A 22,969-nucleotide genomic window follows, 5' to 3' on the forward strand; every position below is an offset into this window, starting at 1 on the left:
GCTCCGAGGGCCGCCCGGGTCAGCCGCTGATCACGCAGCCGCCGCCGTTGTTGCTCCACAGCGGCTGCATCGGGAAGGTGCCGGTGGGCAGCGTGACGTTCTGGAAGTTGCTCTCGCACAGGTCGCCGATCTCCTCGCCGGAGGGGTCCAGCCAACCGCTGGACGGCTGCGGGTCGGTGATCGACTCGGCGTACTCGTGGCCCTCGACGATGCTGAAGGCGGACAGCTTGTCGCCGAGCAGGTTGTTCGGGCAGCGGCTGCCGGCCGGGGCGTCCAGCTGGTAGGGCATGTTGGTGTAGGAGACGCTGCCGGTGTAGTCGTGCCAGGCGCAGAAGCCGGAGGCCGGCCAGCCGTCGGGGGAGGTCCCGCTCGGGCTCATCACCACGATCTGTGCGTCCGGGTCGCCGGCCACGCCGAAGTGCGCGGCGGCGCTGTCGGCCTCGGCGGCGATGTCCTGCTGCTGGGAGGAGGCGGGGGCGGGGGAGGCGTCGTCCACCCAGCTGCCGCCGAGGACCGGGCCGGTGAAGGCGGGACCGCTGCCGGAGGAGTCGGGGTACTGCGCGGTGATGGTGGACCAGTGGTCCTGGCTGGTACCAAGCCCGTTGAACAGGCTGGTCATGTACGGCTGGACGCCGTTGCCGTCGCTGTCCCACTGGCTGCCCCAGAAGTCCAGGTAGACCACCGGGCTGTGCTGGACCGGGCCGCCGTTGTAGGAGACCTGGTCGGTGCCGGGGCGGTGCCGGGCCGGGGCGGCGTGCAGGGTGGGCGCGGCGGCGGAGTAGCTGCCGGGACGGGTCGGGTGCGGCGCGGCGAGGGCGCCGGGGGCCTCGGCCAGGGCGGGGACCAGGCCGAGCAGGAGGACGGCGCCGGAGGTGGCGAGGACGCGCCGCAGCCGCTTGTGAGGGGTGAGTCTCATGTCCAGATGGTGGGTGCGGGGCCGGGGGCCGGACAGCCCGCGGGGGCGACGTATACACGCCAGGACGGGAACCTGACGTGGCCCTATGATCGGCCGCAGCCGTCCTGCGAGGAGATGCCGTGACCAGCCCCACCGCCACCGAACGCTACCGCGCGGCCCGTGACGTGCTGCTGCGTCAGGAGGACTTCGCCTGGCCCGTGATCGAGGGCCGCTTCAACTGGGCCGTCGACTGGTTCGACGCGATCGCCCGGGGCAACGAGCGCACCGCGCTGTGGATCGTCCAGGAGGACGGCACGGAGGCGAAGTACAGCTTCGCGGAGCTGGCGCACCGCTCCGACCAGCTCGCCCACCACCTGGCCGGGCTCGGCGTGGCGGCGGGCGACCGGGTGCTGCTGATGCTCGGCAACCAGGTCGAGCTGTGGGAGGCGATGCTCGCGGTGATGAAGCTCGGCGCGGTGATCATGCCGACCACCACCGCGCTGGGCGCGGCCGACCTGGCCGACCGGATCGGGCGCGGCGGCGCCCGGCACGTGGTGGCCAACGCGGGCGACACGGCGAAGTTCACCGGCACCGGCTACACCCGGATCGTGGTGGGCGGCGCCGCCGACGGCTGGGCGCCCTTCGAGGCCGGCTACCGGCTCGCCGACCCCGCGCCGTTCACCGCCACCACCGCGCCCGACGACCCGCTGCTGGTCTACTTCACCTCCGGCACCACCAGCCTGCCCAAGATGGTCGAGCACACCCAGGTCTCCTACCCGGTCGGCCACCTCACCACGATGGCCTGGGCCGGTCTGCGCCCGGGCGACGTGCACCTGAACATCAGCTCGCCGGGCTGGGCCAAGCACGCCTGGAGCTGCTTCTTCGCGCCGTGGATCGCGGAGGCGACGATCTTCGTGCACAACTACACCCGGTTCGACGCCCCCCGCCTGCTGGAGCAGCTGCGCCGGGCCGAGGTCACCACCTTCTGCGCCCCGCCGACGGTCTGGCGGATGCTCATCCAGGCCGAGCTGGGCGAGCGCCCGCCGGCGCTGCGCGAGCTGATCGCGGCCGGCGAACCGCTCAACCCCGAGGTGATCGCGCAGATCGAGCGGCGCTGGGAGCTGACCATCCGGGACGGCTTCGGGCAGACCGAGACCACCCTGCTGGTCGGCAACACGCCCGGGCTGCCGGTCAAGCCCGGTTCGATGGGCCGCCCGCTGCCGGGGGTGCCGGTGGTGCTCGTCGACCCGGTCAGCGGCAAGCCGGCCGAGGAGGGCGAGATCTGCCTGGACCTGGCGCGGCGCCCGGTCAACCTGATGACCGGCTACCTGGCCGACCCCGAGCGCAACGCCGCCGTGACGGCGGGCGGTTACTACCACACCGGCGACGTGGCGAGCCGGGACGCGGACGGCTACCTCAGCTACATCGGCCGCACCGACGACGTCTTCAAGGCCTCCGACTACAAGGTCTCGCCGTTCGAGCTGGAGAGCGTGCTGATCGAGCACCCGGCGGTGGCCGAGGCGGCCGTGGTGCCCGCGCCCGACGCCACCCGGCTCGCGGTGCCCAAGGCCTATGTGGCGCTGGCCCCCGGCTGGGCGCCGGACCGCGCCACGGCGCTGTCGATCCTGGCCTACGCGCGCGAGCACCTGGCGCCCTATCTGCGGGTGCGCCGGCTGGAGTTCTTCGAGCTGCCGAAGACCATCTCCGGCAAGATCCGCCGGGTAGAGCTGCGGGCCCGGGAGGAGGGAGCCGGCGAACTGCCGCAGGAGTGGCGTGACGAACACTTTCCCGAGCTGCGCAGCTGACAGAATGCGGGGCGTACCCGCAAGGCAACTCATGAGAAGGTGACCGGCTTCGTGACCACGCCAGCCGAGCAGGCAGCACAGGCAGCAGCGGCGGCCGAACAGGCCGTCGGGCGGCGGATCGCCGAGGAACTCGGGGTCCGCGAAGGGCAGGTGAGGGCGGCCGTCGAGCTGCTCGACGGCGGCTCGACCGTGCCGTTCATCGCCCGGTACCGCAAGGAGGTCACCGGCGAGCTCGACGACGCCCAGCTGCGCACGCTGGAGGAGCGGCTGCGCTACCTGCGCGAGCTGGAGGAGCGCCGGTCCGCGGTGCTGGAGTCGATCGAGGCGCAGGGCAAGCTGGACGACGCGCTGCGCGCGCAGATCCTGGCCGCCGACTCCAAGGCCCGCCTGGAGGACATCTACCTGCCCTACAAGCCCAAGCGGCGCACCAAGGCGCAGATCGCCCGCGAGGCGGGCCTGGAGCCGCTGGCCGACCAGCTGCTCGCCGACCCCTCGCTCGATCCGGCCGCGGCGGCCGGGGCGTTCCTGAACGAGCAGGTGGCGGATGCGCCCGCCGCGCTGGACGGCGCCCGCTCGATCCTGGTGGAGCGCTTCGCCGAGGACGCCGACCTGATCGGCTCGCTGCGCGAGCGGATGTGGGGCCGCGGCCGGCTGGTGGCCACCGTGCGGGCCGGCAAGGAGCAGGACGGCGCCAAGTTCGCCGACTACTTCGACTTCGCCGAGCCGTTCACCAAGCTGCCCTCGCACCGGATCCTGGCGATGCTGCGCGGTGAGAAGGAGGAGGTGCTCGACCTCGACCTGTCGCCCTTCGACGGCGACGAGGAGGGCGACCTGCCCGGCGCCAGCGACTACGAGCAGCGGATCGCCGCCCGGTTCGGCGTGGCCGACCACGGCCGACCGGCCGACAAGTGGCTCGGCGACACCGTCCGCTGGGCCTGGCGCACCCGGATCCTGGTCCGGCTCGGCCTGGACCTGCGCACCCGGCTGCGCCAGGAGGCCGAGGACGAGGCGGTCAAGGTGTTCGCCGCCAACCTGCGGGACCTGCTGCTGGCCGCGCCGGCCGGCACCCGGGCCACCATGGGTCTGGACCCGGGCTTCCGCACCGGCGTCAAGGTCGCCGTGGTGGACGACACCGGCAAGGTGGTCGCGCACGACACGATCTACCCGCACCAGCCGGCCAACAAGTGGGACGCCTCGATCGCCACCCTGGCCAGGATCGCCGCCGAGCACCGGGTGGACCTGATCGCGATCGGCAACGGCACCGCCTCGCGGGAGACCGACAAGCTCGCCGAGGACCTGATCAAGCGGCACCCGGAGCTGAAGCTGACCAAGGCGATGGTCTCCGAGGCCGGCGCCTCGGTCTACTCCGCCTCGGCCTTCGCCTCGCAGGAGCTGCCGGACCTCAACGTCTCGATCCGCGGCGCGGTCTCGATCGCCCGCCGGCTCCAGGACCCGCTGGCCGAGCTGGTGAAGATCGACCCGAAGTCGATCGGGGTCGGCCAGTACCAGCACGACCTGAGCGAGGTGAAGCTCTCCCGCTCGCTGGACGCGGTGGTCGAGGACTGCGTGAACGCGGTGGGCGTGGACGTCAACACCGCCTCCGCGCCGCTGCTCACCCGGGTCTCCGGGGTGACCGGCACGCTGGCCGAGAACATCGTGGCGCACCGCGACGCCAACGGCCCCTTCCGCACCCGCAAGGCGCTCAAGGACGTGGCGCGGCTGGGCCCCAAGGCCTTCGAGCAGTGCGCGGGCTTCCTGCGGATCCCTGGCGGTGACGACCCGCTGGACGCCTCCGCGGTGCACCCCGAGGCCTACCCGGTGGTGCGCCGGATCCTGGCGGCCACCGGCGGCACGCTGGCGGACCTGGTCGGCAACGGCGCCGCGCTGCGGGCGCTGCGCCCCGGCGACTTCGCGGACGAGACCTTCGGCATCCCGACCGTCACCGACATCCTGGGCGAGCTGGACAAGCCCGGGCGCGACCCCAGGCCGGCCTTCCGCACCGCCACCTTCCGGGAGGGCGTCGACAAGATCGGCGACCTGGAGGTGGGCATGGTGCTGGAGGGCGTGGTCACCAACGTGGCGGCCTTCGGCGCGTTCGTGGACGTCGGCGTGCACCAGGACGGCCTGGTGCACGTCTCGGCGCTCTCCACCAGGTTCGTCAAGGACCCGCGCGAGGTGGTCAAGTCGGGTGACGTGGTGCGCTGCAAGGTCGTCTCGGTGGACGTGCAGCGCAAGCGGATCGGGCTGACCCTGCGGTTGGACGACGAGGCGGCGCGGCCGGCCCGAGGCCAGGGCGGCGAGGGTCAGCGGCCTGCCCAGCGGGGCGAGGGCCAGCGCGAGCGCGGGCAGCGTCCGCCGCGGCAGGACCGGCGCGGCGGCGAGCAGCGCGGCGGCTCCGCGCCCGTGGCCAACAGCGCGATGGCGGACGCGCTGCGGCGGGCGGGGCTGGGCACGTAGCGGTCCGCGCGGGCGCGGCGGCGGGCGTGGGAGGTCGATCCGGTCGACGTCCCACGCCCGTTGCGGTCAGCGGCGGGCGGCGGCCCGCAGCTCGGCGGCCAGCGCCACCAGTTCGCCCCGCCAGGGCTCGCCCTCGCCGGACAGCAGCGCCACCGCCTCGGCCACCGGCACGGCGCGCACCTCCTCCACCAGCTCGCCGTCCTCGGGGTTGGTCGGCGCGCCGTCCACCGTCACCTCGGCCCAGCCCCAGAGCCAGAACTTGCGCGGGTGCGGCTGCCACGGGCGGTAGGGCGCGGCGCGGTCCGTCACGGCCTCGTGGGCGCCGACCCAGAGCGGCCCGCCGAGCACCCGGGCGCCGGCCTCCTCGCGCAACTCGCGGGCCAGGCAGGCCTCGACGGACTCGGCCGGCTCCCGGGTGCCGCCGGGCAGGAACCAGTGGCCGCGGCTGTCGCGGCAGAGCACCACCGACTCGCCGGTGAACCCGATCAGGTGAATGTTGGTGATCAGCTCGTCCGGTGGCTGCGCCATCGCGAACCGCGCGTCGATGCCGCCCCACTCCCAGCGCTGGGGCGCGAACAGCGCGGGAAAGCGGTCCTCGGGCGGGCTGCTGAGATCGGTGCTGGGTGTCATCCGGTGATCGTAATCGCCGCCTCCGACGGACAGGCGACGCGCGGGGGCGGAACCCCTACTCTGGTGCTGTCCAACTTACTCGCGAGTAGGGAGCAGGCCGTGCCGCACACCCACGAGGTCACCAACCAGGTTCCGCCGCCCTACGGCCACAACCTCGCCGAGGACCCCGCGCTGCTCGCCGCCCTGCACCGGGCCGGTGCCGGCTGGGCCGAGCCCGAGCTGCGCGAACTGGGCACGCTGGCCGGCACCGAGCAGGCCGCCGAGTGGGGCCGCCTGGCCAACGAGCACGAGCCGGTGCTGCGCACCCACGACCGCTACGGACACCGGATCGACGAGGTCGAGTTCCACCCGGCCTGGCACCAGCTGATGACCGTCGCGGTCGAACACGGCCTGCACGCCGCCCCCTGGCGCGACCCGCGCCCGGGCGCGCACACCGCCCGCGCCGCCAAGTTCTACCTGTGGAGCCAGGTGGAGGCCGGCCATGGCTGCCCGGTCTCGATGACCTACGCCGCCGTCCCCGCGCTGCGCGCCACCCCCGAACTGGCCGAGTGGCTGGAGCCGTTGCTCGCCGCCAACGTCTACGACTTCGGGCTGCGCGAGCCGTCCGGCAAGCGCGGGCTGATCGCCGGCATGTCGATGACCGAGAAGCAGGGCGGCTCGGACGTGCGGGCCAACACCACCGTCGCACTGCCGGCCGGCGACGGCACCTACCACCTGACCGGCCACAAGTGGTTCACCTCGGCGCCGATGTCGGACGTGTTCCTGACGCTCGCCCAGGCGCCGGGCGGCCTCAGCTGCTTCGTGCTGCCGCGGGTGCTGCCGGACGGCACCCGCAACGCGCTGCGGATCCAGCGGCTCAAGGACAAGCTGGGCAACCGCTCCAACGCCTCCGCCGAGCTGGAGTACGAGGAGGCGGTGGGCTGGCTGGTCGGCGAGGAGGGCCGCGGGGTGCGGACCATCATCGAGATGGTCAACATGACCCGGCTGGACTGCACGCTCGGCGCCGCCGCCGGGATGCGGCTGGGCGTGCAGCGGGCGGTGCAGCACGCCGCCCACCGGCGGGCGTTCGGCGCCGAGCTGATCGACCAGCCGCTGATGCGCAACGTGCTGGCCGATCTGGCGCTGGAGTCGGAGGCGGCCACCACGGTGGCGCTGCGGCTGGCCGAGGCCACCGACCGGGCGTCGGCGGGCGACGAGGGCGAGGCGCACTTCAAGCGCCTGGCGCTGGCGGTCACCAAGTACTGGGTCTGCAAGCGCGGTCCGGCGCACGCGGCCGAGGCGCTGGAGTGCCTGGGCGGCAACGGCTACGTGGAGGAGTCCGGGATGCCGCGGCTCTACCGGGAGGCGCCGCTGGTCTCGATCTGGGAGGGCTCGGGCAACGTCGCCGCGCTGGACGCGCTGCGCGCGATGGCCCGCAGCCCGCAGTCGGTCCAGGCCTACTTCGCCGAACTCGACGCGGTGGCCGGCGCCGACCGGCGGCTGGACGCGGCGGTGGCCGGGCTGCGCAAGGAGATCGGCGACCCGGGCGAGATCGAGTACCGCACCCGCCGGCTGGTCGAGACGATGGCGCTGGTGCTGCAGGGCGCGCTGCTGGTGCGGCACGGCGATCCGGCGGTGGCGGACGCCTTCTGCGCCTCGCGGCTGGGCGGCGACCACGGCAACGCCTTCGGCACGCTGCCCACCGGGGTGGACACCACGGCGCTGATCGGCCGGGCGCGGATGGTGCCGGCGGCCTGAACCCCGGCGGGCGGGTGGGCGGCCCGGGGCGCCCACCCGTACCCGGCGAGCCTCAGCGGGCGGGCCGCTGCTGGATCCAGATCAGCTTGCGCCCGGTCTCGGCCGGGGCCGTGGTCGGGGTCTGGTCGATCCGCTCGAGGCGGTAGCCGAGCTTGCGCGGGACGGTGGCACTGGCCGCGTTCGCCTCGTCGCAGTGGATCTCCACCCGCTCGATGTCCGGGAGTCCGAGCGCGGCCCCGGTCAGCGCGGCGGCGCCGTTGGTGGCCAGCGAGCGGCCGGTGTGCTCCTGGTCGATCCAGTAGCCGATCTCGATCGCGCCGGGGCCCACCCGCCGGTGCAGGCCGAACATGCCCAGGACGCTGCCGGGCCGCTCGCTGTGCTCCAGCACGTAGAGGAAGTCCGAGCCGTCCTCCCAGAGCTGCCAGCCGCGCCGGGTCATCTCCTCGGTGCGGGACAGCGACGGCGCGACGGTCGCCCAGGGCATCCAGGGCCGCAGGTGCTCCAGGTTGCGGGTGACCGCCGCGTTGACCTCGCGCGCGTGCTCGATGGTGCGGCGGCGCAGGGCGAAGCCGTCGGGCAGCTCCAGCCACTCGGGCGGGCGGCTGGCGGTCGGCGGCGCGGCGGAGGTTACGGGGTCACCCGCGGTCTGGTTCATGACACGCATCATGGCAGCCCGTGCGCGCCGCCGACCAGCGAAAAAGCGGCTGCCGGAGGGCGTTCGCTCAGAGCCGGACCACCACCTCGTCCAGTTCCTTGCGGTGCAGATCGGGCACCTGCGCCCGCTCGGCGGGGTAGCCGACCGGGATCACGTAGGCGGCGCGCTCCTCGGCGGGCCGTTCGCAGATCTCGTTGAGGAACTTCATCGGGCTCGGGGTGTGCGTCAGGGTGGCCAGTCCGGCCTGGTGCAGGGTGGCCAGCAGCAGGCCGACCGCGATCCCCACCGACTCCTTGGTGTAGTACGGCCGGGGCGAGTGGGGCCCCTTGTGCACCTCGAAGACCACGATCACTGCCGGCGCGTCGGTCAGGAACGGCTTGTGCCAGTCGGTGCCGATCGGCGCCAGCGCCGCCAGCCACTCCGCCGAGGCCCGGTGGTCGTAGAACTCGCGCTCCTCCGCCTCCGCGGCCTCGCGCAGCCGCCGCTTGCGGTCCGGGTCGGTGATCACCACGAACCGCCAGGGCTGCACGTGCGCGCCGCTGGGCGCGGTCGCGGCGGTGCGGATCGCCCAGTCCAGCACCCCCTCGGGGAGCGGGCGGCGGTCGTAGTCGCGGACGGTGCGGCGCTGGGCCATCACGTCGTGGAAGTCCCGGGCACGTGCCTCGGCCTCGTGGGCCGGCACGTGCATCGGGTGCAGGGGGACGGTCGGGTAGGAGGTCGTCATACGACCTGTATGGGAGCCCGGCCGGTGGTCTAAACCTCCGCGACCTTCCCGTCGGTCACCACCAGCCGGCGGTTGACCGAGACCGTCTCCAGCATCCGCCGGTCGTGGGTGACCAGCAGCAGGGTGCCGGTGTAGGAGGCCAGCGCCGCCTCCAACTGCTCGATGGCGGGCAGGTCCAGGTGGTTGGTCGGCTCGTCCAGCACCAGCAGGTTGACCCCGCGCGCCTGCAGCAGGGCGAGGGCGGCGCGGGTGCGCTCGCCGGGGGAGAGGGTGTCGGCCGGGCGCAGCACGTGCGCCGCCTTCAGCCCGAACTTGGCCAGCAGGGTGCGGACGTCGGCCGGCGGCTGCTCGGGGACGGCCGCCTCGAAGGCGTCCAGCAGCCGCTCGGTGCCGAAGAACAGGCCGCGCGCCTGGTCGACCTCGCCGATCACCACGCCGGAGCCCAACGTGGCCTGGCCCGAGTCGAGTTCGAGCCGCCCGAGGAGGGCGGCCAGCAGGGTGGACTTGCCCGCGCCGTTCGCACCGGTGATCGCCACCCGGTCCGCCCAGTCGATCTGCAGGTCCACCGGGCCGAAGCCGAACTCGCCGCGCCGCAGCGCGGCCTGGCGCAGCGTCGCCACCACGGCGCCGGAGCGCGGGGCCACCGCGATCTCCATCCGCAGCTCCCACTCCTTGCGCGGCTCGTCCACCACGTCCAGGCGCTCGATCATCCGCTGCGTCTGCTTGGCCTTGGCGGCCTGCTTCTCGGAGGAGGAGGTGGCCGCCGCCTTGCGGAACTTGTCGCTGTCCGGGCTCTTCTTCAGTGCGTTGCGCACGCCCTTGTCCGCCCAGCCCTTCTGCATCCGCGAGCGGGCCTCCAGGCCGGCCTTGGTGTCGGCGTACTCCTCGTACTCCTCGCGGGCGTGCTGCCGGGCCCGGGCGCGCTCCTGCAGGTAGGAGTCGTAGCCGCCGCCGTAGAGGTTGACCTGCTGCTGGGCCAGGTCCAGCTCCAGCACCCGGGTCACCGTGCGGGCCAGGAACTCGCGGTCGTGGCTGATCAGCACGGTGCCGGCGCGCAGGCCGGTGACGAAGGCCTCCAGCCGGTCCAGCCCGTCCAGGTCGAGGTCGTTGGTCGGCTCGTCGAGCAGGAAGACGTCGTAGCGGGAGAGCAGCAGCGAGGCCAGGCCCGCGCGGGCCGCCTGGCCGCCGGAGAGCGAGGTCATCTGCGACTCCAGGCCGATCCGCAGACCGAGCGAGTCGGCGACCTGCTCGGCGCGCTCCTCCAGGTCGGCGCCGCCCAGGCCCAGCCAGCGGTCCAGCGCCTCGGCGTAGGCGTCGTCGGCGCCCGGGCGGCCCTCCACCAGGCCCTCGGTGGCCGCGTCCAGTGCGGCCTGGGCGGCGGTGACCCCGGTGCGCCGGGCCAGGAAGGCGCCGACGCTCTCGTCCGCGCGGCGCTCCGGCTCCTGCGGCAGGTGGCCGACGTTGGCGCTGCGCGGGCTGAGCGTGATCGAGCCGCTCTCGGGGCGGTCCAGGCCGGCCAGCAGCCGCAGCAGGGTCGACTTGCCGGCCCCGTTGACGCCGACCAGCCCGGTCACCTCGCCGGGGGAGACGACCAGGTCGAGCCCGGCGAACAGGGTGCGGTCGCCGTGGCCGGCGGCGAGGTCCTTGGTTACGAGAGTGGCACTCATGATGGCCACGATCCTAGACGGCCGGGTGAGGTGGCCCGAATTAATGCGTTGCCGGTCGTCGCCGGCCGTCGTAGCGTGGTCGTCGTTGGTCCACCGGCGCCCGTCGGTTCACCGGAACAGGAGAAGGCCGTTGCTCTACTGAGGTCATGAGACACCGCTCCCGCGCTGAGTCCTCGCGCGGTTGAGGAGTGTGCTCGGCCTCGGTGGGGAGCCTTCGTCGTTCCGCCGTCCGCCCTTCCAGCCCTCTCGCGGTGTCTCTCGTGTTGCCCATTCCCTTGACGAGCAACCCGCAGGAGGCCCCCATGGCATCAGCGACCACCGCGATCCTCTGCACCGACCTCAGCTTCGAGTGGCCGGACGGCAAGCCCGTCCTGGACCGCTTCCACCTCGCCGTCGGCCCCGGCCGCACCGGCCTGATCGGCCTCAACGGGGCCGGCAAGTCGACCCTGCTGCGGCTGATGGCGGGCGAGCTCACGCCGACCGGCGGCAGCGTGCGGGTGGGCGGCGAGATCGGCTACCTGCCGCAGGACCTCGCGCTGGACACCCGGCTGCGGGTGGACGAGGCGCTGGGCGTGCGCGAGCGCCGCGAGGCACTGCACGCGATCGAGTCCGGGGACGTCGACGAGCGGCACTTCACCGTGCTCGGCGACGACTGGGACGTGGAGGAGCGGGCCCGGGCCACCCTGGACAAGCTCGGACTCGCCCGGCTCGACCTGGACCGCAGCACCGGCGAGCTCTCCGGCGGCGAGGCCGTGCTGCTGCGGCTGGCGGCGCTGCTGCTGGCCCGCCCCGACGTGCTGCTGCTCGACGAGCCGACCAACAACCTGGACGGCGTGGCCCGCGCCCGGCTCCACGAGGCGGTGGCGAGCTGGCCGGGCGTGCTGGTGATCGTCAGCCACGACCGCGAGCTGCTCCAGCACGTGGACCGGATCGCCGATCTTCGGGAGGGCGAAGTCACCTGGTACGGCGGAAACTTCGCCGACTACGAGCGGGCGCGCGAGGCCGAGCAGGAGACGGCCGAGCGGCTGGTGCGCAACGCCGAGGCCGATGTCACCCGCCAGCAGCGGGATCTGGTGGAGGCCAACATCCGCCTGGCCCGCAGCGCCAGCTACGGCAAGAAGCTCTCCGTCCAGCGCAACGACCCGAAGATCCTGGCCGGCGCGTTCAAGCGCAAGGCCGAGGTCACCGCGGGGCGGGTGCGCGGCATGCACGCCGAGCGGCTGGCCGACGCCCGTGAGCGGCTGACCGCCGCCGAGGAGGCGCTGCGCGACGACGCCGAGATCCGGATCGACCTGCCGCGCACCGAGGTCCCGGCCGGGCGCACCGTGCTGACCATGGAGAACGTGCGGCTCGCCTTCGGCCACCAGGTCAAGCTCGACCTGCGCGGCCCGGAGCGGATCGCACTGGTCGGCCGCAACGGGGCCGGCAAGTCGACCCTGCTGCGCACCATCGCCGGTGAACTGCCACCGCTGGAGGGCGAGATCACCCGTCCGGTGCCGGTCGGGTACCTGCCGCAGCGGCTCGATCTGCTGGACGACTCGCTCAGCGTGGCGGAGAACGTCAAGGCGCTGGCCCCCGGTCACACGGACAACCAGATCCGGGCCCGGCTGGCCCGGTTCCTGTTCCGCGGCGGGCGCGCCGACCAGCGGGCCGGCACCCTCTCCGGCGGCGAGCGGTTCCGCGCCACACTGGCGGCGCTGCTGCTGGCCGACCCGGCCCCGCAACTGCTGCTGCTCGACGAGCCGAGCAACAACCTCGACCTGGCGAGCATGCGCCAGCTCACCGACGCGCTGGAGTCCTACCAGGGCGCGCTGGTCGTGGTCAGCCACGACCTGCCGTTCCTGCGCGGCCTCGGGCTCACCAGGTGGCTGCGGCTGGAGGAGTCCGGGCTGCGCCGGGTGGACCCGATGTGAGGCGCGCACCGCCCTCCCGTCCCCGGTGCGGGAGGGCGGCACACGGGCCCGGGGTTCGCGCTTGGTTCGCCGCTTGGTTCGCGCGCGGCTCAGGGCGCGGGGATCGAGGCCATCACCGGGAGCCAGACCGGGTCCTCGGCCAGGGCGGTCAGCTGCGCCCCGGTGAGCAGCGGCGGGTTGGGGTAGACGTCGGTGTCGCCGGAGCCCTGGTCCGGGACGTTGCCCGACTCGACCGTGAGCGTGATCCCGTCGGAGCGCTTCAGGGTGGCGTTCCAGACCTGCGTGCCGTTGGGGACGCGGTCCGGCAGCCAGAGCATCAGCTCGGCGCCGCCCGGCAGCGGGGTGTCGGTGCAGTGGGAGACGGTGGTGGTGGTCCCGCAGCCGGGGGCCAGCCACGGCCCGGACTTCCCCCGGGTGATGGTGATCGAGGCGGTCCCCTTGCCGCTGCCGTTGCTGATGGCGACGCCGGCCCGTACACCGGGCTCGGGCTCCGTGAGGTCCAGGTTCACCGGGTGGCTGGTCTGGAAGCCGTCGGGCAGCTTGCTCTTGAACAGCTTCAGCACCTGGGAGCTGGGGACGGCGGTCGTGGCACCCGGGGAGGAACCGGGGCTCGGGGTGGCGGTGGGCGGTGGGGTGGCGGTGGTGCTCTGGGTGGCGGTGGTCGGGCCGGCCGCCACGCTGGTGCCCGTCGGGCCGTCGGCCGGGCCCTGGTTCAGCGCCACCGCGCCCGCGCCCGCCAGCACGGCGACGGACGCGACGCTCGCGAGCACCGTGCGCCGGCGCTTGCGGCGCTGCCCGCGCTGGGCGGCGCCGGTCGCCAGCAGGTCCAGTCGCGGGGGTGGGGAGGCGTCGACGGCCTCCCGCAGGGCAAGGCCCAGATCGTCTTCAAAAGGCATGGCGGAACCGCGCTTTCGGTCTGAGGTCGGGGAAGGGGCAGAGGACCGAGGCGTGCCGGGATCCGACCCGGCGAGGGCCGGTCAGTGCGGCTGTGGCTGCTGCTGCGGCTGCCGCCGGGGCTGCGCCTGCAGCCGCTCGGCGAAGCTGTCGCCGAGGCGGGTGCGCAGCTTGGCCAGCGCGCGGTGGCTGCGCGAGCGCACGGCGGTGGAGCTCAGGCTGAGCATGCTCGCGGTCTCCTCGACGCTGCGGTCCTCCCAGAACCGCAGCACCACCACCGCGCGGTCCGGCGCGGAGAGCTCCTGCAGCGCACGCAGCAGGGTCACCCGGGTGGTGGGGTCGGCGTCCGTGACGGCGACCTCGGGGAACTCGGAGATCGTGCGCTCGGTGCTGCTGCGCCGGCGGCGCATCGACAGGAAGGTGTTGACGAGCACGGTCTGCGCGTAGCCGGCCGGGTTCTCCAGCCGGCACAGGCGCTTCCAGCGCACGAACATCCGGCTCAGCGCCTCCTGCACCAGGTCCTCGGCGAGGTGCCGGTCGCCGCCGGTGAGCAGGTAGGCGGTCTGGTAGAGCTGCCCGCCTCGGGCCGTGGCGAACTCCAGGAAATCGAGCGGCCCTGGTGGCGCCTGATCGGTCGTCGGTGAGTGGTCCATGCCTGGCTAACGCTGTGGGCCGAAGGTCATGTTGCAGGGTAGTCCGGGGAATTCTCAGGACCGGTCCCGGGGCCGGTACCGCTCAGGTACCCTGAGCGGCATGCCGGCTCTCAACATCGAGTACACCGAGGCCGAACTGGCCGCGATCCGTGAGGCCGCCGCGGCCGACGGCAAGAGCGTGAAGGCGTACGTGCACGACCTCAGCGTGCGCGAGCAGCAGCGGCGGACCTTCGTCAACCACGCGGTGGCGTTCTGGAACGCACACCTGGAGGAGTTCGACGCCGCCTTCCCCGAGGACACGCCCGCCGCCCGGCGCAGTGCGGCGTGATGATCCTGCACGTCGACATCTGCTGGCTCCTCGACGTCCAGGAGCAGGCCTCGCCGGAGGACCTGAGCGTGCGGGACTACTCCGCGCTGCAGGCCGCCGTGGCCCGGCACCGGGTGAACACCGCCCAGCTCGGCCATGACGCCGACCCGGCCTGGTGCGCCGCCACGCTGATGCACACCATCGTGCTGCTGCGCCCGCTGCCGGTGCGCAACAACCTCTACGCCTGCATGGCGACCGCCGCCTACATGCACGCGGCCAAGGAGGGCATCGACCCGCCCTACGGCGCCCTGGTCGAGCTGGCCCGCGACGTGGCCGACGCCAAGGCCGACGTCTTCGCGGCGGCCGACCGGATCCGGGAGTGGCGGATCTAGACCCGCGACGAGGAACCGAAGTCGGCGTACCGGTGTGGCAGTTCTGTTGACGGTGCTGTTCGGCTGGGCAACACTGGCTTCCGGTCGCGTACGCGCGACCGAGGCATATTCAGTGAAACCGCACGACGCCTGGTCACCCGAGCCGTGGTGGCCTGTGGTGCCACATCTGTGTCAGGAGGACTCTCCATGGAAGCTCCCACCGCACAAGCTCCGCAGGACGACACCCTCATCACCGACGAGGAGTTCGACCTCGTGATCGGTGACCTGGAGCAGGATGCTCCGAAAAGCACGCCGAGTGCCGGGACCTGTTTCCACGTCTACTGCGCTCTGTAGCAGGCGTTTCTGAGGTCGTCCCGGGGAACAGCCCCCTGACAACGTCGCTGCTTCCAGGCACAGCGCAGACCACGACGCCGCGCGGCGCGGGCCCGAGCGGCCGCGCCGCGCGGCCGTACATCGATCTCCTGGCTAGGGGCCGAATGGAACTGCGCGATCCCGGCGACGCCACCGGTTCGCCCGAACTCCCCTCCACCACACGTCCCTTGCTGAAGGCCTTGGCCGAGGGCCGGGCGGGGCGGGCGTTCCCGCCGGTGGCCGTCCCCGGGCCGGACGGCACGCTCGCCGTCGAGCGCCTGTTGGGCGGCCCGTCCGACGCGCGGGCCCTGGCGCATGCGCTGGCCGACGCCCGCTTCGCGCCGCTGCACGATGTGCTGCGGCGGATCGACGCCTGGTCCGCGCGGGTCGACGCCGACGCCCGGCGGTTCGATCCGCAGGTGCTGCGGCCGGAGAACGCGGACCTGTTCGGGCCGTTGCTCACCGAGGCCCTGGAGGCCTGCGTGGCCGGACCGCCCGAGCGCGCCGCCGCCTTCGTCGCCCAACGGGCCGAGCAGTACCTGGACTTCCTGGCCCTGTTCCTGGAGCGGCTGGCCCGCGACCAGCCCCCCGGCCACCGGGTCACCGGCCTGTGGGCGAACGGCGAGGAGACGCACAACGGCGGCCAGCGGGTGCTGCGCGTCGAGTTCGCCGACGGCACCCGGCTCGCGTACAAGCCACGCCCCGCGACCGGCGAGATCCTGTTCCTGGCCACCGAGGACTCGGTGTTCGCCCTGCTCAACGCGCTGCCCCCGGCGTCCGGTCCGATCCGGCTGCCGACCATGCGGACCTGGACGAGCAGTGGCCCGGACCGGGCCTGCTACTCCTGGCAGGAGTGGATCGAGCCGCCGGACACGTGGGGCGTCCTGCGTGCCGACGGCGAGCTGAGCCTGCGCGGCGCCGTTCTCGAACCAGCGGCGGCGGCCCGCTACTGGCACCGCGCCGGGTCACTGGCCGCCGCCGCGTTCGCGTTCGGGATCACCGACCTGATCGGCGGCAACGTGCTGATCGGGCAGCGCCCGGGGGACGGCGAGCCGCTGCCGTTCCCGGTCGACCTGGAGGCGTACTTCGCCGATCTGGACCGCCTGTTCGAGACCGGGCTGCTGTCCGATCCCGCGGTCTGCGCGCACCACCACGCCGGCCTGGAGAACGTCGCGCGCTGGTGCGAGCTGGACGGCCCCGCGACCTGCTGGCGCCCGCAGCCGGACGGCTCGCTGCGGCTGGAACGGCGGACCCTGTCCCTGACCCGGACCGAGACCCGCACAGTGGTCGGGGACACCGAGGGCCGCGCCGGATACGGCCCCTACCTGGCGGCACTGCTGCGCGGCATGTTCGACGCCTGGACGCTGATGTGCCGCAACCGCGCCCGGATCGCCGAGTTCATCGGGGAGCGGGCCGCCGGTCACGTGGTGCGGGTGATCGCCCGCCCGACGGCCGACTACCCGGACGGCGGCGAAGTCCCCTTCACCGACGGAGAGTCGGCGCAGCTCGCCCGCGGCGACGTCCCGTACTTCTTCCGCGCCGCCGACGGCGGCCCACTGCTGGCGATGCGGATGCCGCCCGGCCGCGCGTTGCGCACGGACTTGACCGACGCCCCCGGGTGGGACGAGGACCGACCCTGGCCGCCGGTCGCTGCCGTCCGCGAGGGCGGGAAGCTGGACCTCGCCGGGCTCGGCATCGCCCTGCGCGACGCGGTCGAACACGTCTACGGTGATCTGACACCAGAACAGAGCGATGTGCACGATCCCGAGCGCGGGGTACGGCTCAGCCGGCGCGGCCCGCGGGAGGGCGAGGTGTCCTTCGACTGGCCGCAGGCGGCCCGCTGCATCACCTACGCCTGGGACGAGGCGAAGCTGCGGCTGCGCATCGACCCCCTGACCGGCACGGCCGACCCGGCTCGCACGGCCGTCGAGATCCGCGAGCGGCTGCTGCGCCTGGGCCGGATCGACGCCTCGCTGCGTGCCCCCTGGGCCGCCGGGGGCTTCACCGACACCGACCTGGAGGCGCAGCTCGACCGGCTGACCGGCGCCGGGATCGCCTGGCTGCGCGGCGTGGTCGCCGAGCACGGCTGGCCCGGCCGCGGCCTGGTCGGTGCGGAGGCCGCCACGGTGGCGAGCGCACTGCTCCAGCACCACACCGGCGACCTCGCGTTCCGGCGCGAGTGCCTGGCCCTGATCGAGGCCGCGGCCGAGGACGGCGACATGCTGCGGCGCGACGCCGCCTACCTCACCGACTCGCTGCGCCGAGCCGAGGGCCGACCGCAGCTGTACGGCACGAAGTTCGAACGGGTCGCGGGCGGCGAACTGCGGCCGTGCCCGATCGAGGACGAGGACCGGGTGGACGAGCGCCGCGCGGCCGTCGTCCTCGGCCCGCTCGCCGACTACGCGGCCCTGCTGGCGCAGACGTACCCGGCACCCGCGAACGAAGGGGTACAGGCGTGATCGCGACCGACTGGACCGAACCCCTCGCCCGCGCCTGGGGCAAGGAGCCCGCCCTGCTCCGGGCCGCCGCCCCGGCGGACCTGGGGCACCTCCACCGCACGATCGTCGCCGCCTGCGAGTCCTTCCGCGCCGGAACGGTGTTCCGGACCTTCCCGCAGGTCCGCTTCCACACCCCGCTCGGCTGGCTCGGCGCGCCGGGGAGACTCCTGCCCGATGCCGCCGACCCGAGCCCGGCCGGCTATCGGGCCCGGCTGCGCCGCGAGCCGCCCGGCAGCGGGCCGGACGCGGGATTCCTGCTGAGCGTCCGCCAGCCCCTGCACACCGACTACCCGTTGTGGTCGGCGGTCCGCGACACCCTCACCGAGCTGTGGCGCCAGGTGGGCTGGCCGTGCCTGCCGGTCGAGGCCGAGCTGACCGAGGGGGACGACTGCACCCGCGTCCGGGGCCTGGCCGTCGACTCCGAACACGCGGTGCTGACCTGGGTGTTGGACGGCGTCCTGGAGGTCGAACTGCACGAGGTGGCGGGCGGGCCGCGCGTCCTGCGGGCCGCCGCCGGCGAGCTGCTGTACTGGCCGGAGGGCTCCCGCTGGCGCGAACACCACCTCGACGGCTGCACGACGCTGCGGATCTCCGTCCCGCGTGCGCAGCGCCTGGCGACCGGCGCGGTCAAGAACCTGCTGGCCGAGGACGTGCGGGACCGCCTGGAGTACGACGGCACGGTGCCCTGCCTGCCCTACCCCCCACCCGCCGACGGGCCGGCCGCCCCGGCTCCCGCCGTGATCGCCGTCGGCGAGGCGACCCGCGCGGCGGCCGGGGGCGCGCAGCTGCCCGCCGCGCTGCGCACCCGGTGGGCGGCCTGGTGCTCCTCGGCCGGGCTGGAACCCGCACCCGAGCCGCGCGCCGACGTCCCGCTCGTCCCCGGGCAGCGGCTGCGGGTGGTGCGCGCGATCGTCCGGGTGCCGGACGGGCCCGGCCGCCGGATCTGGGCCGTCAACGGGCACGCCTTCCCGATCGGCGGGGCGGCGGGGGAGCGGATCGCCCAGCAGCTGTGGCCCGGACGCGAACTGACGGTCGGTGAGCTGTGCCGGGCGGTGGGCGCGGACGAACACAACGGCGTCGTGACCGCGTTGCTGCGCAAGCTCTACCGGCTGCGTGGGATCGACCTGACCGGCGACGAGCGGACGGACGGATGACGACAGCACCCGTGAGCGACCTGGCCATCGTCCAAGGACCCCTGGACTGGGACGAGTTCACCGCGCGCTACTGGGACCGCCGCCCGGTGCTGATCAAGGCCCTCCACCCGGCGCCCTTCGAACTGCGCGAGGTCTTCGCCGCCGCCGCGCTCGCCACCCGGCCGCCCGGCTCGTACCTGATGCCGCCGAACGCGCAGTTCGCCGTCGGACGCTTCCAGCAGTCCGAGCCCGCCAACTGGTTCCCGCGCGCCGAGGACGGCACGTTCGACGGCTACCGGCAGCGGCTGGACGCCGAGTTGGCGGCCTTCTCGAAGGAGCGGCGGTACGCGCTGGTCGTGCACGCCTTCCACGCCTTTCACGCCGGGCAGTGGGAGCGCGAGCGCGCGTTCTTCGAGCCGCTGTGGGAGCGCACCGGGCTGCCCCTGTCGGGGGCGATCACCACGCTCTTCCACGGCAGCTACGAGCACACCCCGGTCGGCGTCCACAAGGACCGCTTCGCGACCTTCCTGTTCGCCCTCGAAGGCCGCAAGCGGATGCGGTTCTGGCGGGAGCGCCCGTGGACCGAGCCGGTGACCACCGTGCTGGACTACCGGCCCCACCTGGCCGCCTCGTTCACCGCCGAGCCCGAGCCCGGCGACCTGCTGTACTGGCCCGCGGACTACTACCACGTCGGTGAGAGCGTCGACGCCACGGCCGCGACCAGCGTCAACGTCGGCGTGCCGCGCGAGGCGCACCGCGCGGTCTACGACGTGGACGACCTGCTGCTGGGCAAGGCCCCGGACGCGATGGTCGATCCAGACGCCGGCCTGGTGCGGCTGCCCGCTGCCACCGCCCCGCTGTCGGTGCCCGAACCGCCGACGGACGGCGCGCTGCCCGAAGCGCTGGAGCAGACCCTGCGCGTCTTCCAGGAGTACGGCGACCCCGACCGGATGCGGGACCGGGTCGCCTCGGTCTCGCTCCGCAACTGGAGCGCGTCCGGTCTGTGCCCCGCCCCGCCGCCCGAGGTGCCGCAGCCCCTGGACGACGGCACGGCGGTACGCGCCCGTGCCCGGGTGCTGTACGAGCCGGCCGACGGAGCGCTGCTGTGCGCCGCCAACGGGCACGTGCTGCGCACCACGCTGACGCGGCAGCAGGTGGAACCGCTGCTGCGCCGACTCGCCGAACGGGAGCCGGTGCTGGTCGGCGAGTTGACGGCCGGCCTGCCGCCCGCAGCCCGCCCGGAAGCCCGCCGCCTGCTGGAGGCGCTGGAGAGCTTCCGCGCCCTGACCCGCGAAGCACTCCAGCCGTAGACCGTCCAGCGACCCGCGCCCTACCGGATCCGCTCCCCGGCCGGGACGGCCTGCGCCTCGGCCTGGCCCGGTGCCGCGGCGGACGTGCTCGTGGTGGGCCGCAGCCTGGCGCGCACCGCGGTGCCGAGCCGGTCCAGGCCGACCACCAGGGCGGCCAGCACGATGAACTCCACCGTCAGCTGCGCGATCTGTCCCCAGACGTAGCCGTAGCCGTGCCCGCTCGGGTCGAAGAAGAAGTACGGGTACTTGTTCGGGAAGTCCGGGAAGAGCGCGGCCCGGGCCATCGTCAGGCCCGCGTAGGTCAGGGGGAAGGAGAGCCAGAGCGGCAGGTCGCGCCAGCGCGAGGCGTTGCGCGGGCGGGCGCAGAGCCAGTCGAGCAGCACCAGCACGGGGGTGGTGTAGTGCAGCAGGAACGAGGACCAGTTCTGCAGCCGGTCGGGCCCGGAGGTCAGGCCGGGCAGCGGGTCGGCGCCGTGGTTCAGCAGGATGTGCGCGACCAGGCCGGTGATCATGATGTAGAGCGTCGCCGCGCCGCGCAGCCGGGGTGCGGGCGCGTCCGCCGTGCCGCGCTTGGTCATCCAGTAGACGGCGCCGGCGAAGTAGCCGAAGACCAGCACGTTGCTCTGGACCGTGAAGTACACCAGCGAGCTGGTGCCCAGGATCAGCCCGAACCCGCTCGACAGGACGATGGCCAGGCGCCACCAGAGCGTGGGTCGGGTCCAGATGTGCATGGCGTTCACCGGATCTGTCGTACGGGTGGGGGTCGACGTACTCTACCGGGCAGTAGTCGTGGGGCACGAGCCATAGCGGGGCGTCAGGCTCCGGTGGGACCGTCCTCCCCCGTGCGGGGGAGGGGTGGCGGCGTCCAGATGTAGCGGGTGCTGGTGGTGATCGGGATCAGCCCCAGCCGGCGCAGGATCGGCGCGCTGTGCTCGGAGGCGTCCACCTGGAGGTAGCGGTGGCCGCACGCGTGGGCGATCCGGGCCCGCTGTGCCACCAGCGCCTGGTAGACGCCGCGCCCGCGCCACTCGGCCAGCGTCGCCCCGCCGAGCAGCGCTCCGAAGTCGCTGCCCGGGCGCAGCACCAGCCAGCCGGTGCTGATCAACTGCCCCCCGGACTCGGCGGCCAGGACCGCGATCCCCTCGGGGTGGTCGGTCAGTTGGCCGTGCAGGAAGTCGGCGAGGGACTGGTGGTACTCGCCCCAGACGGCCGCCTCCAGAGCCGCGATCCGGTCCGCCTCGGCGGGGTCGGTGAGGCGGCGCACGGTCACGCCCGCGGGCAGCGCCGGCTCCCGGCCGGGCGGGGGCGCGAGCAGCTCGCTGCGCCCGGCCAGCACGGTGGTGGTGGGCTGGGCGGTGAAACCGGCCGCGCGCAGGCGCTCGGGCAGCTCGGCGGGCAGGTCGTGCCCGCGCACCTTCCACTCCAGGCGGCGGCTGCGGGGGGCGAAGTGCCGGAGTTGGCGGTGGATCAGCTCGTCCAGCTCGGCTCCGCGCAGGCCCAGGTCGCGCGGTGCGTTGACGAAGCCGCTGCTCTCACCGGTGTGCCGGATCAGCGGCCCGTCCTGGTCGCGCACCGTGTCGGGCCCGTCGAGGCCGCTGCGCAGCTGTCGGTCGTAGGCGTCGCGTAGTTCCGCTGCATCGATCACCGGTCGAGCCTACGGTCGACGGCGGCCCGGCGGCTCTTGTTACTGGCGGGTCACCGGCATACCATCCCGAGTGTTACAGCTCTACTGTCACGCTCGCGAGGAGGCGGCCGGGTGACTGGTGACCGGGAGGCCGACGGCCGGGGCGCGGGGCCGCTGGCCGGGGTGCGGGTGGTCGAGCTGGCCGGGATCGGCCCCGGCCCGTTCGCCGCGATGCTCCTCGGTGACCTGGGCGCCGACGTGGTGCGGGTGGACCGGCCGAACGGCTCGCCGCTGACCGGGGATCCGGCGCTCGACCTGACCAACCGCAGCAAGCGCTCGGTGCTGCTCGACCTCAAGGCGCCGGACGGGCCCGGCCTGCTGCTCGACCTGGTCGAGCGCGCCGACCTGCTGATCGAGGGCTACCGCCCCGGGGTCGCCGAGCGGCTCGGGGTCGGCCCCGAGCCGTGCCTGGCCCGCAACCCCGCGCTGGTCTACGGGCGGATGACCGGCTGGGGGCAGCACGGACCGCTGGCCGCCGCCGCCGGGCACGACATCGACTACACCGCGCTCACCGGCGTCCTCTCCATGATCGGGCCGGCCGACGGGCCGCCCAGCGTCCCGCTCAACCTGCTCGGCGACTACGCGGGCGGCTCGCTCTACCTGGTGGTCGGCCTGCTGGCCGCCCTGCAGCACGCCCGCGGCACCGGTCAGGGCCAGGTGGTGGATGCCGCGATCGTCGACGGCACGGCCCATCTGGCCACGCTCTTCTGGGGGTTGCTCGCCGAGGGGCGCTGGCAGGACCGCCGCGGCGGCAACCTGCTGGACGGCAGCGCCCCCTGCTACGCGGTCTACCAGGCGAGCGACGGCGGCCACTTCGCGGTCGGCGCGCTGGAGCCGCAGTTCTACGCCGAGTTCGCCCGGCTGCTCGGCCTCGGCCCCGAGGCGCCCGGCCAGTACGACACCGCCCGCTGGCCCGAGCTGCGCGCGCTGATCGCCACCCGCTTCGCCGGCCGCACCACCGCCGAGTGGACCGCCGTCTTCGAGGGCACGGACGCCTGCGTGACGCCGGTACTGACGATGCATCAGGCCGTGCGGCACCCCCATCTGGCGGCCCGCGGCACCTACCCGACCCTGGACGGGGTGACCCAACCCGCCCCCGCACCGCGCTTCTCGGCCACCCCCGCCGAGCTGCGCCGCCCGCCGGCCCGGCCCGGCGCGGACACCGCCGAGGTGGCCCGCGACTGGGCCGTGCCCGGCCTCGCCCCCTGACCGTCCGCTCACCCAAGGCCGCCGGACCAACCGACTCCCCTGAGAGGCAGCAGCA

General features: G+C 73.9%; 20 protein-coding genes. 11 read left to right on the plus strand and 9 right to left on the minus strand.

What is annotated here, in order from left to right; translation table 11 throughout:
* Nucleotides 1-19 precede the first annotated feature (19 nt).
* Complete coding sequence (locus OG500_RS28790; RefSeq protein ID WP_329584313.1) at nt 20-916, minus strand: hypothetical protein; 897 nt, start codon at nt 914-916, stop codon at nt 20-22.
* A 119-nt stretch (nt 917-1,035) separates the two neighbouring features.
* On the opposite strand from OG500_RS28790, the gene OG500_RS28795 reads away from it, so the two are divergent.
* Both OG500_RS28795 and OG500_RS28800 read left to right on the plus strand, forming a co-directional pair.
* Entirely contained in the window at nt 1,036-2,700 is a 1,665-nt protein-coding gene (locus OG500_RS28795) for an AMP-binding protein (RefSeq protein WP_329584314.1), read from the plus strand.
* 51 nt (nt 2,701-2,751) lie between these two features.
* Complete coding sequence (locus OG500_RS28800) at nt 2,752-5,157, plus strand: Tex family protein (RefSeq protein WP_442789248.1); 2,406 nt, start codon at nt 2,752-2,754, stop codon at nt 5,155-5,157.
* A 66-nt stretch (nt 5,158-5,223) separates the two neighbouring features.
* On the opposite strand, the gene OG500_RS28805 is transcribed toward OG500_RS28800, so the two are convergent.
* Nucleotides 5,224-5,787 (minus strand): NUDIX hydrolase, encoded by a 564-nt coding sequence (locus tag OG500_RS28805; protein WP_329584316.1) that lies wholly within the window; start codon nt 5,785-5,787, stop codon nt 5,224-5,226.
* A gap of 99 nt (nt 5,788-5,886) precedes the next feature.
* Here OG500_RS28805 and OG500_RS28810 point away from each other — a divergent pair, with 99 nt between their 5' ends.
* Nucleotides 5,887-7,524: an isovaleryl-CoA dehydrogenase gene (locus OG500_RS28810; RefSeq protein WP_327069756.1), complete on the plus strand. Its 1,638-nt coding sequence runs from the start codon at nt 5,887-5,889 to the stop codon at nt 7,522-7,524.
* Nucleotides 7,525-7,576: 52 nt separating this feature from the next.
* Here the strand turns inward: OG500_RS28810 and OG500_RS28815 are convergent, their stop codons facing one another.
* The 3 genes from OG500_RS28815 to OG500_RS28825 all read right to left on the minus strand — a co-directional run bounded on the left by OG500_RS28815 (nt 7,577) and on the right by OG500_RS28825 (nt 10,570).
* A complete protein-coding gene (locus OG500_RS28815) occupies nt 7,577-8,179 on the minus strand; it encodes a GNAT family N-acetyltransferase (RefSeq protein ID WP_327069757.1) in 603 nt (200 codons plus the stop codon).
* Nucleotides 8,180-8,246: 67 nt separating this feature from the next.
* Nucleotides 8,247-8,903 carry a nitroreductase family protein gene (locus OG500_RS28820; RefSeq protein ID WP_327069758.1) on the minus strand — a complete coding sequence of 219 codons (657 nt, stop codon included), beginning with the start codon at nt 8,901-8,903 and terminating at the stop codon, nt 8,247-8,249.
* A 29-nt stretch (nt 8,904-8,932) separates the two neighbouring features.
* Nucleotides 8,933-10,570, minus strand: coding sequence for an ABC-F family ATP-binding cassette domain-containing protein (locus tag OG500_RS28825; RefSeq protein ID WP_329584319.1), 1,638 nt, complete (start codon nt 10,568-10,570; stop codon nt 8,933-8,935).
* Between the two features lie 302 nt (nt 10,571-10,872).
* Between OG500_RS28825 and OG500_RS28830 the strand changes: the two genes are divergently transcribed.
* Nucleotides 10,873-12,483: an ABC-F family ATP-binding cassette domain-containing protein gene (locus OG500_RS28830; RefSeq protein ID WP_329584321.1), complete on the plus strand. Its 1,611-nt coding sequence runs from the start codon at nt 10,873-10,875 to the stop codon at nt 12,481-12,483.
* Between the two features lie 89 nt (nt 12,484-12,572).
* Here OG500_RS28830 and OG500_RS28835 read toward each other — a convergent pair whose 3' ends face one another.
* A complete protein-coding gene (locus OG500_RS28835; RefSeq protein WP_329584322.1) occupies nt 12,573-13,379 on the minus strand; it encodes a hypothetical protein in 807 nt (268 codons plus the stop codon).
* An 81-nt stretch (nt 13,380-13,460) separates the two neighbouring features.
* Nucleotides 13,461-14,030 (minus strand): SigE family RNA polymerase sigma factor, encoded by a 570-nt coding sequence (locus OG500_RS28840; RefSeq protein ID WP_329584324.1) that lies wholly within the window; start codon nt 14,028-14,030, stop codon nt 13,461-13,463.
* A gap of 100 nt (nt 14,031-14,130) precedes the next feature.
* On the opposite strand from OG500_RS28840, the gene OG500_RS28845 reads away from it, so the two are divergent.
* From OG500_RS28845 to OG500_RS28870, 6 genes are all read left to right on the plus strand, one after another.
* Nucleotides 14,131-14,358: a hypothetical protein gene (locus OG500_RS28845; RefSeq protein WP_327069763.1), complete on the plus strand. Its 228-nt coding sequence runs from the start codon at nt 14,131-14,133 to the stop codon at nt 14,356-14,358.
* Nucleotides 14,358-14,729: a toxin Doc gene (locus OG500_RS28850; RefSeq protein ID WP_329584326.1), complete on the plus strand. Its 372-nt coding sequence runs from the start codon at nt 14,358-14,360 to the stop codon at nt 14,727-14,729. The genes OG500_RS28845 and OG500_RS28850 overlap by 1 nt, the downstream gene beginning before the upstream one ends.
* Nucleotides 14,730-14,915: 186 nt before the next feature.
* Entirely contained in the window at nt 14,916-15,062 is a 147-nt protein-coding gene (locus OG500_RS28855; protein WP_329584328.1) for a hypothetical protein, read from the plus strand.
* Between the two features lie 143 nt (nt 15,063-15,205).
* Nucleotides 15,206-17,539: a DUF4135 domain-containing protein gene (locus OG500_RS28860; protein WP_329584330.1), complete on the plus strand. Its 2,334-nt coding sequence runs from the start codon at nt 15,206-15,208 to the stop codon at nt 17,537-17,539.
* Nucleotides 17,536-18,732: a hypothetical protein gene (locus OG500_RS28865; RefSeq protein WP_329584332.1), complete on the plus strand. Its 1,197-nt coding sequence runs from the start codon at nt 17,536-17,538 to the stop codon at nt 18,730-18,732. Before OG500_RS28860 ends, OG500_RS28865 begins: the two co-directional genes overlap by 4 nt.
* Nucleotides 18,729-20,021 (plus strand): JmjC domain-containing protein, encoded by a 1,293-nt coding sequence (locus tag OG500_RS28870; RefSeq protein WP_329584336.1) that lies wholly within the window; start codon nt 18,729-18,731, stop codon nt 20,019-20,021. The genes OG500_RS28865 and OG500_RS28870 overlap by 4 nt, the downstream gene beginning before the upstream one ends.
* 20 nt (nt 20,022-20,041) lie before the next feature.
* On the opposite strand, the gene OG500_RS28875 is transcribed toward OG500_RS28870, so the two are convergent.
* On the minus strand, nt 20,042-20,752 hold the full coding sequence (locus OG500_RS28875; protein WP_329584338.1) for a Pr6Pr family membrane protein: 711 nt from the start codon (nt 20,750-20,752) through the stop codon (nt 20,042-20,044).
* Nucleotides 20,753-20,835: 83 nt separating this feature from the next.
* Nucleotides 20,836-21,666 (minus strand): GNAT family N-acetyltransferase, encoded by an 831-nt coding sequence (locus OG500_RS28880; protein ID WP_329584340.1) that lies wholly within the window; start codon nt 21,664-21,666, stop codon nt 20,836-20,838.
* Nucleotides 21,667-21,777: 111 nt separating this feature from the next.
* Between OG500_RS28880 and OG500_RS28885 the strand changes: the two genes are divergently transcribed.
* Nucleotides 21,778-22,914, plus strand: coding sequence for a CaiB/BaiF CoA transferase family protein (locus OG500_RS28885; RefSeq protein WP_329584342.1), 1,137 nt, complete (start codon nt 21,778-21,780; stop codon nt 22,912-22,914).
* The last annotated feature ends 55 nt before the right edge of the window (nt 22,915-22,969 follow it).

Origin of the sequence: Kitasatospora sp. NBC_01250 (assembly GCF_036226465.1) — a bacterium.
Lineage (GTDB): Bacteria > Actinomycetota > Actinomycetes > Streptomycetales > Streptomycetaceae > Kitasatospora.

Excerpts from the sequence above, each read along its gene's own strand:
- OG500_RS28855 (WP_329584328.1), top strand. The coding sequence starts at position 14,916 with ATGGAAGCTCCCACCGCACAAGCTCCGCAGGACGACACCCTCATCACC.
- OG500_RS28815 (WP_327069757.1), bottom strand. The coding sequence starts at position 8,179 with ATGAACCAGACCGCGGGTGACCCCGTAACCTCCGCCGCGCCGCCGACC.
- OG500_RS28870 (WP_329584336.1), top strand. The coding sequence starts at position 18,729 with ATGACGACAGCACCCGTGAGCGACCTGGCCATCGTCCAAGGACCCCTG.
- OG500_RS28840 (WP_329584324.1), bottom strand. The coding sequence starts at position 14,030 with ATGGACCACTCACCGACGACCGATCAGGCGCCACCAGGGCCGCTCGAT.
- OG500_RS28835 (WP_329584322.1), bottom strand. The coding sequence starts at position 13,379 with ATGCCTTTTGAAGACGATCTGGGCCTTGCCCTGCGGGAGGCCGTCGAC.
- OG500_RS28850 (WP_329584326.1), top strand. The coding sequence starts at position 14,358 with ATGATCCTGCACGTCGACATCTGCTGGCTCCTCGACGTCCAGGAGCAG.
- OG500_RS28845 (WP_327069763.1), top strand. The coding sequence starts at position 14,131 with ATGCCGGCTCTCAACATCGAGTACACCGAGGCCGAACTGGCCGCGATC.
- OG500_RS28860 (WP_329584330.1), top strand. The coding sequence starts at position 15,206 with ATGGAACTGCGCGATCCCGGCGACGCCACCGGTTCGCCCGAACTCCCC.
- OG500_RS28805 (WP_329584316.1), bottom strand. The coding sequence starts at position 5,787 with ATGACACCCAGCACCGATCTCAGCAGCCCGCCCGAGGACCGCTTTCCC.
- OG500_RS28820 (WP_327069758.1), bottom strand. The coding sequence starts at position 8,903 with ATGACGACCTCCTACCCGACCGTCCCCCTGCACCCGATGCACGTGCCG.
- OG500_RS28825 (WP_329584319.1), bottom strand. The coding sequence starts at position 10,570 with ATGAGTGCCACTCTCGTAACCAAGGACCTCGCCGCCGGCCACGGCGAC.
- OG500_RS28790 (WP_329584313.1), bottom strand. The coding sequence starts at position 916 with ATGAGACTCACCCCTCACAAGCGGCTGCGGCGCGTCCTCGCCACCTCC.
- OG500_RS28875 (WP_329584338.1), bottom strand. The coding sequence starts at position 20,752 with ATGCACATCTGGACCCGACCCACGCTCTGGTGGCGCCTGGCCATCGTC.
- OG500_RS28830 (WP_329584321.1), top strand. The coding sequence starts at position 10,873 with ATGGCATCAGCGACCACCGCGATCCTCTGCACCGACCTCAGCTTCGAG.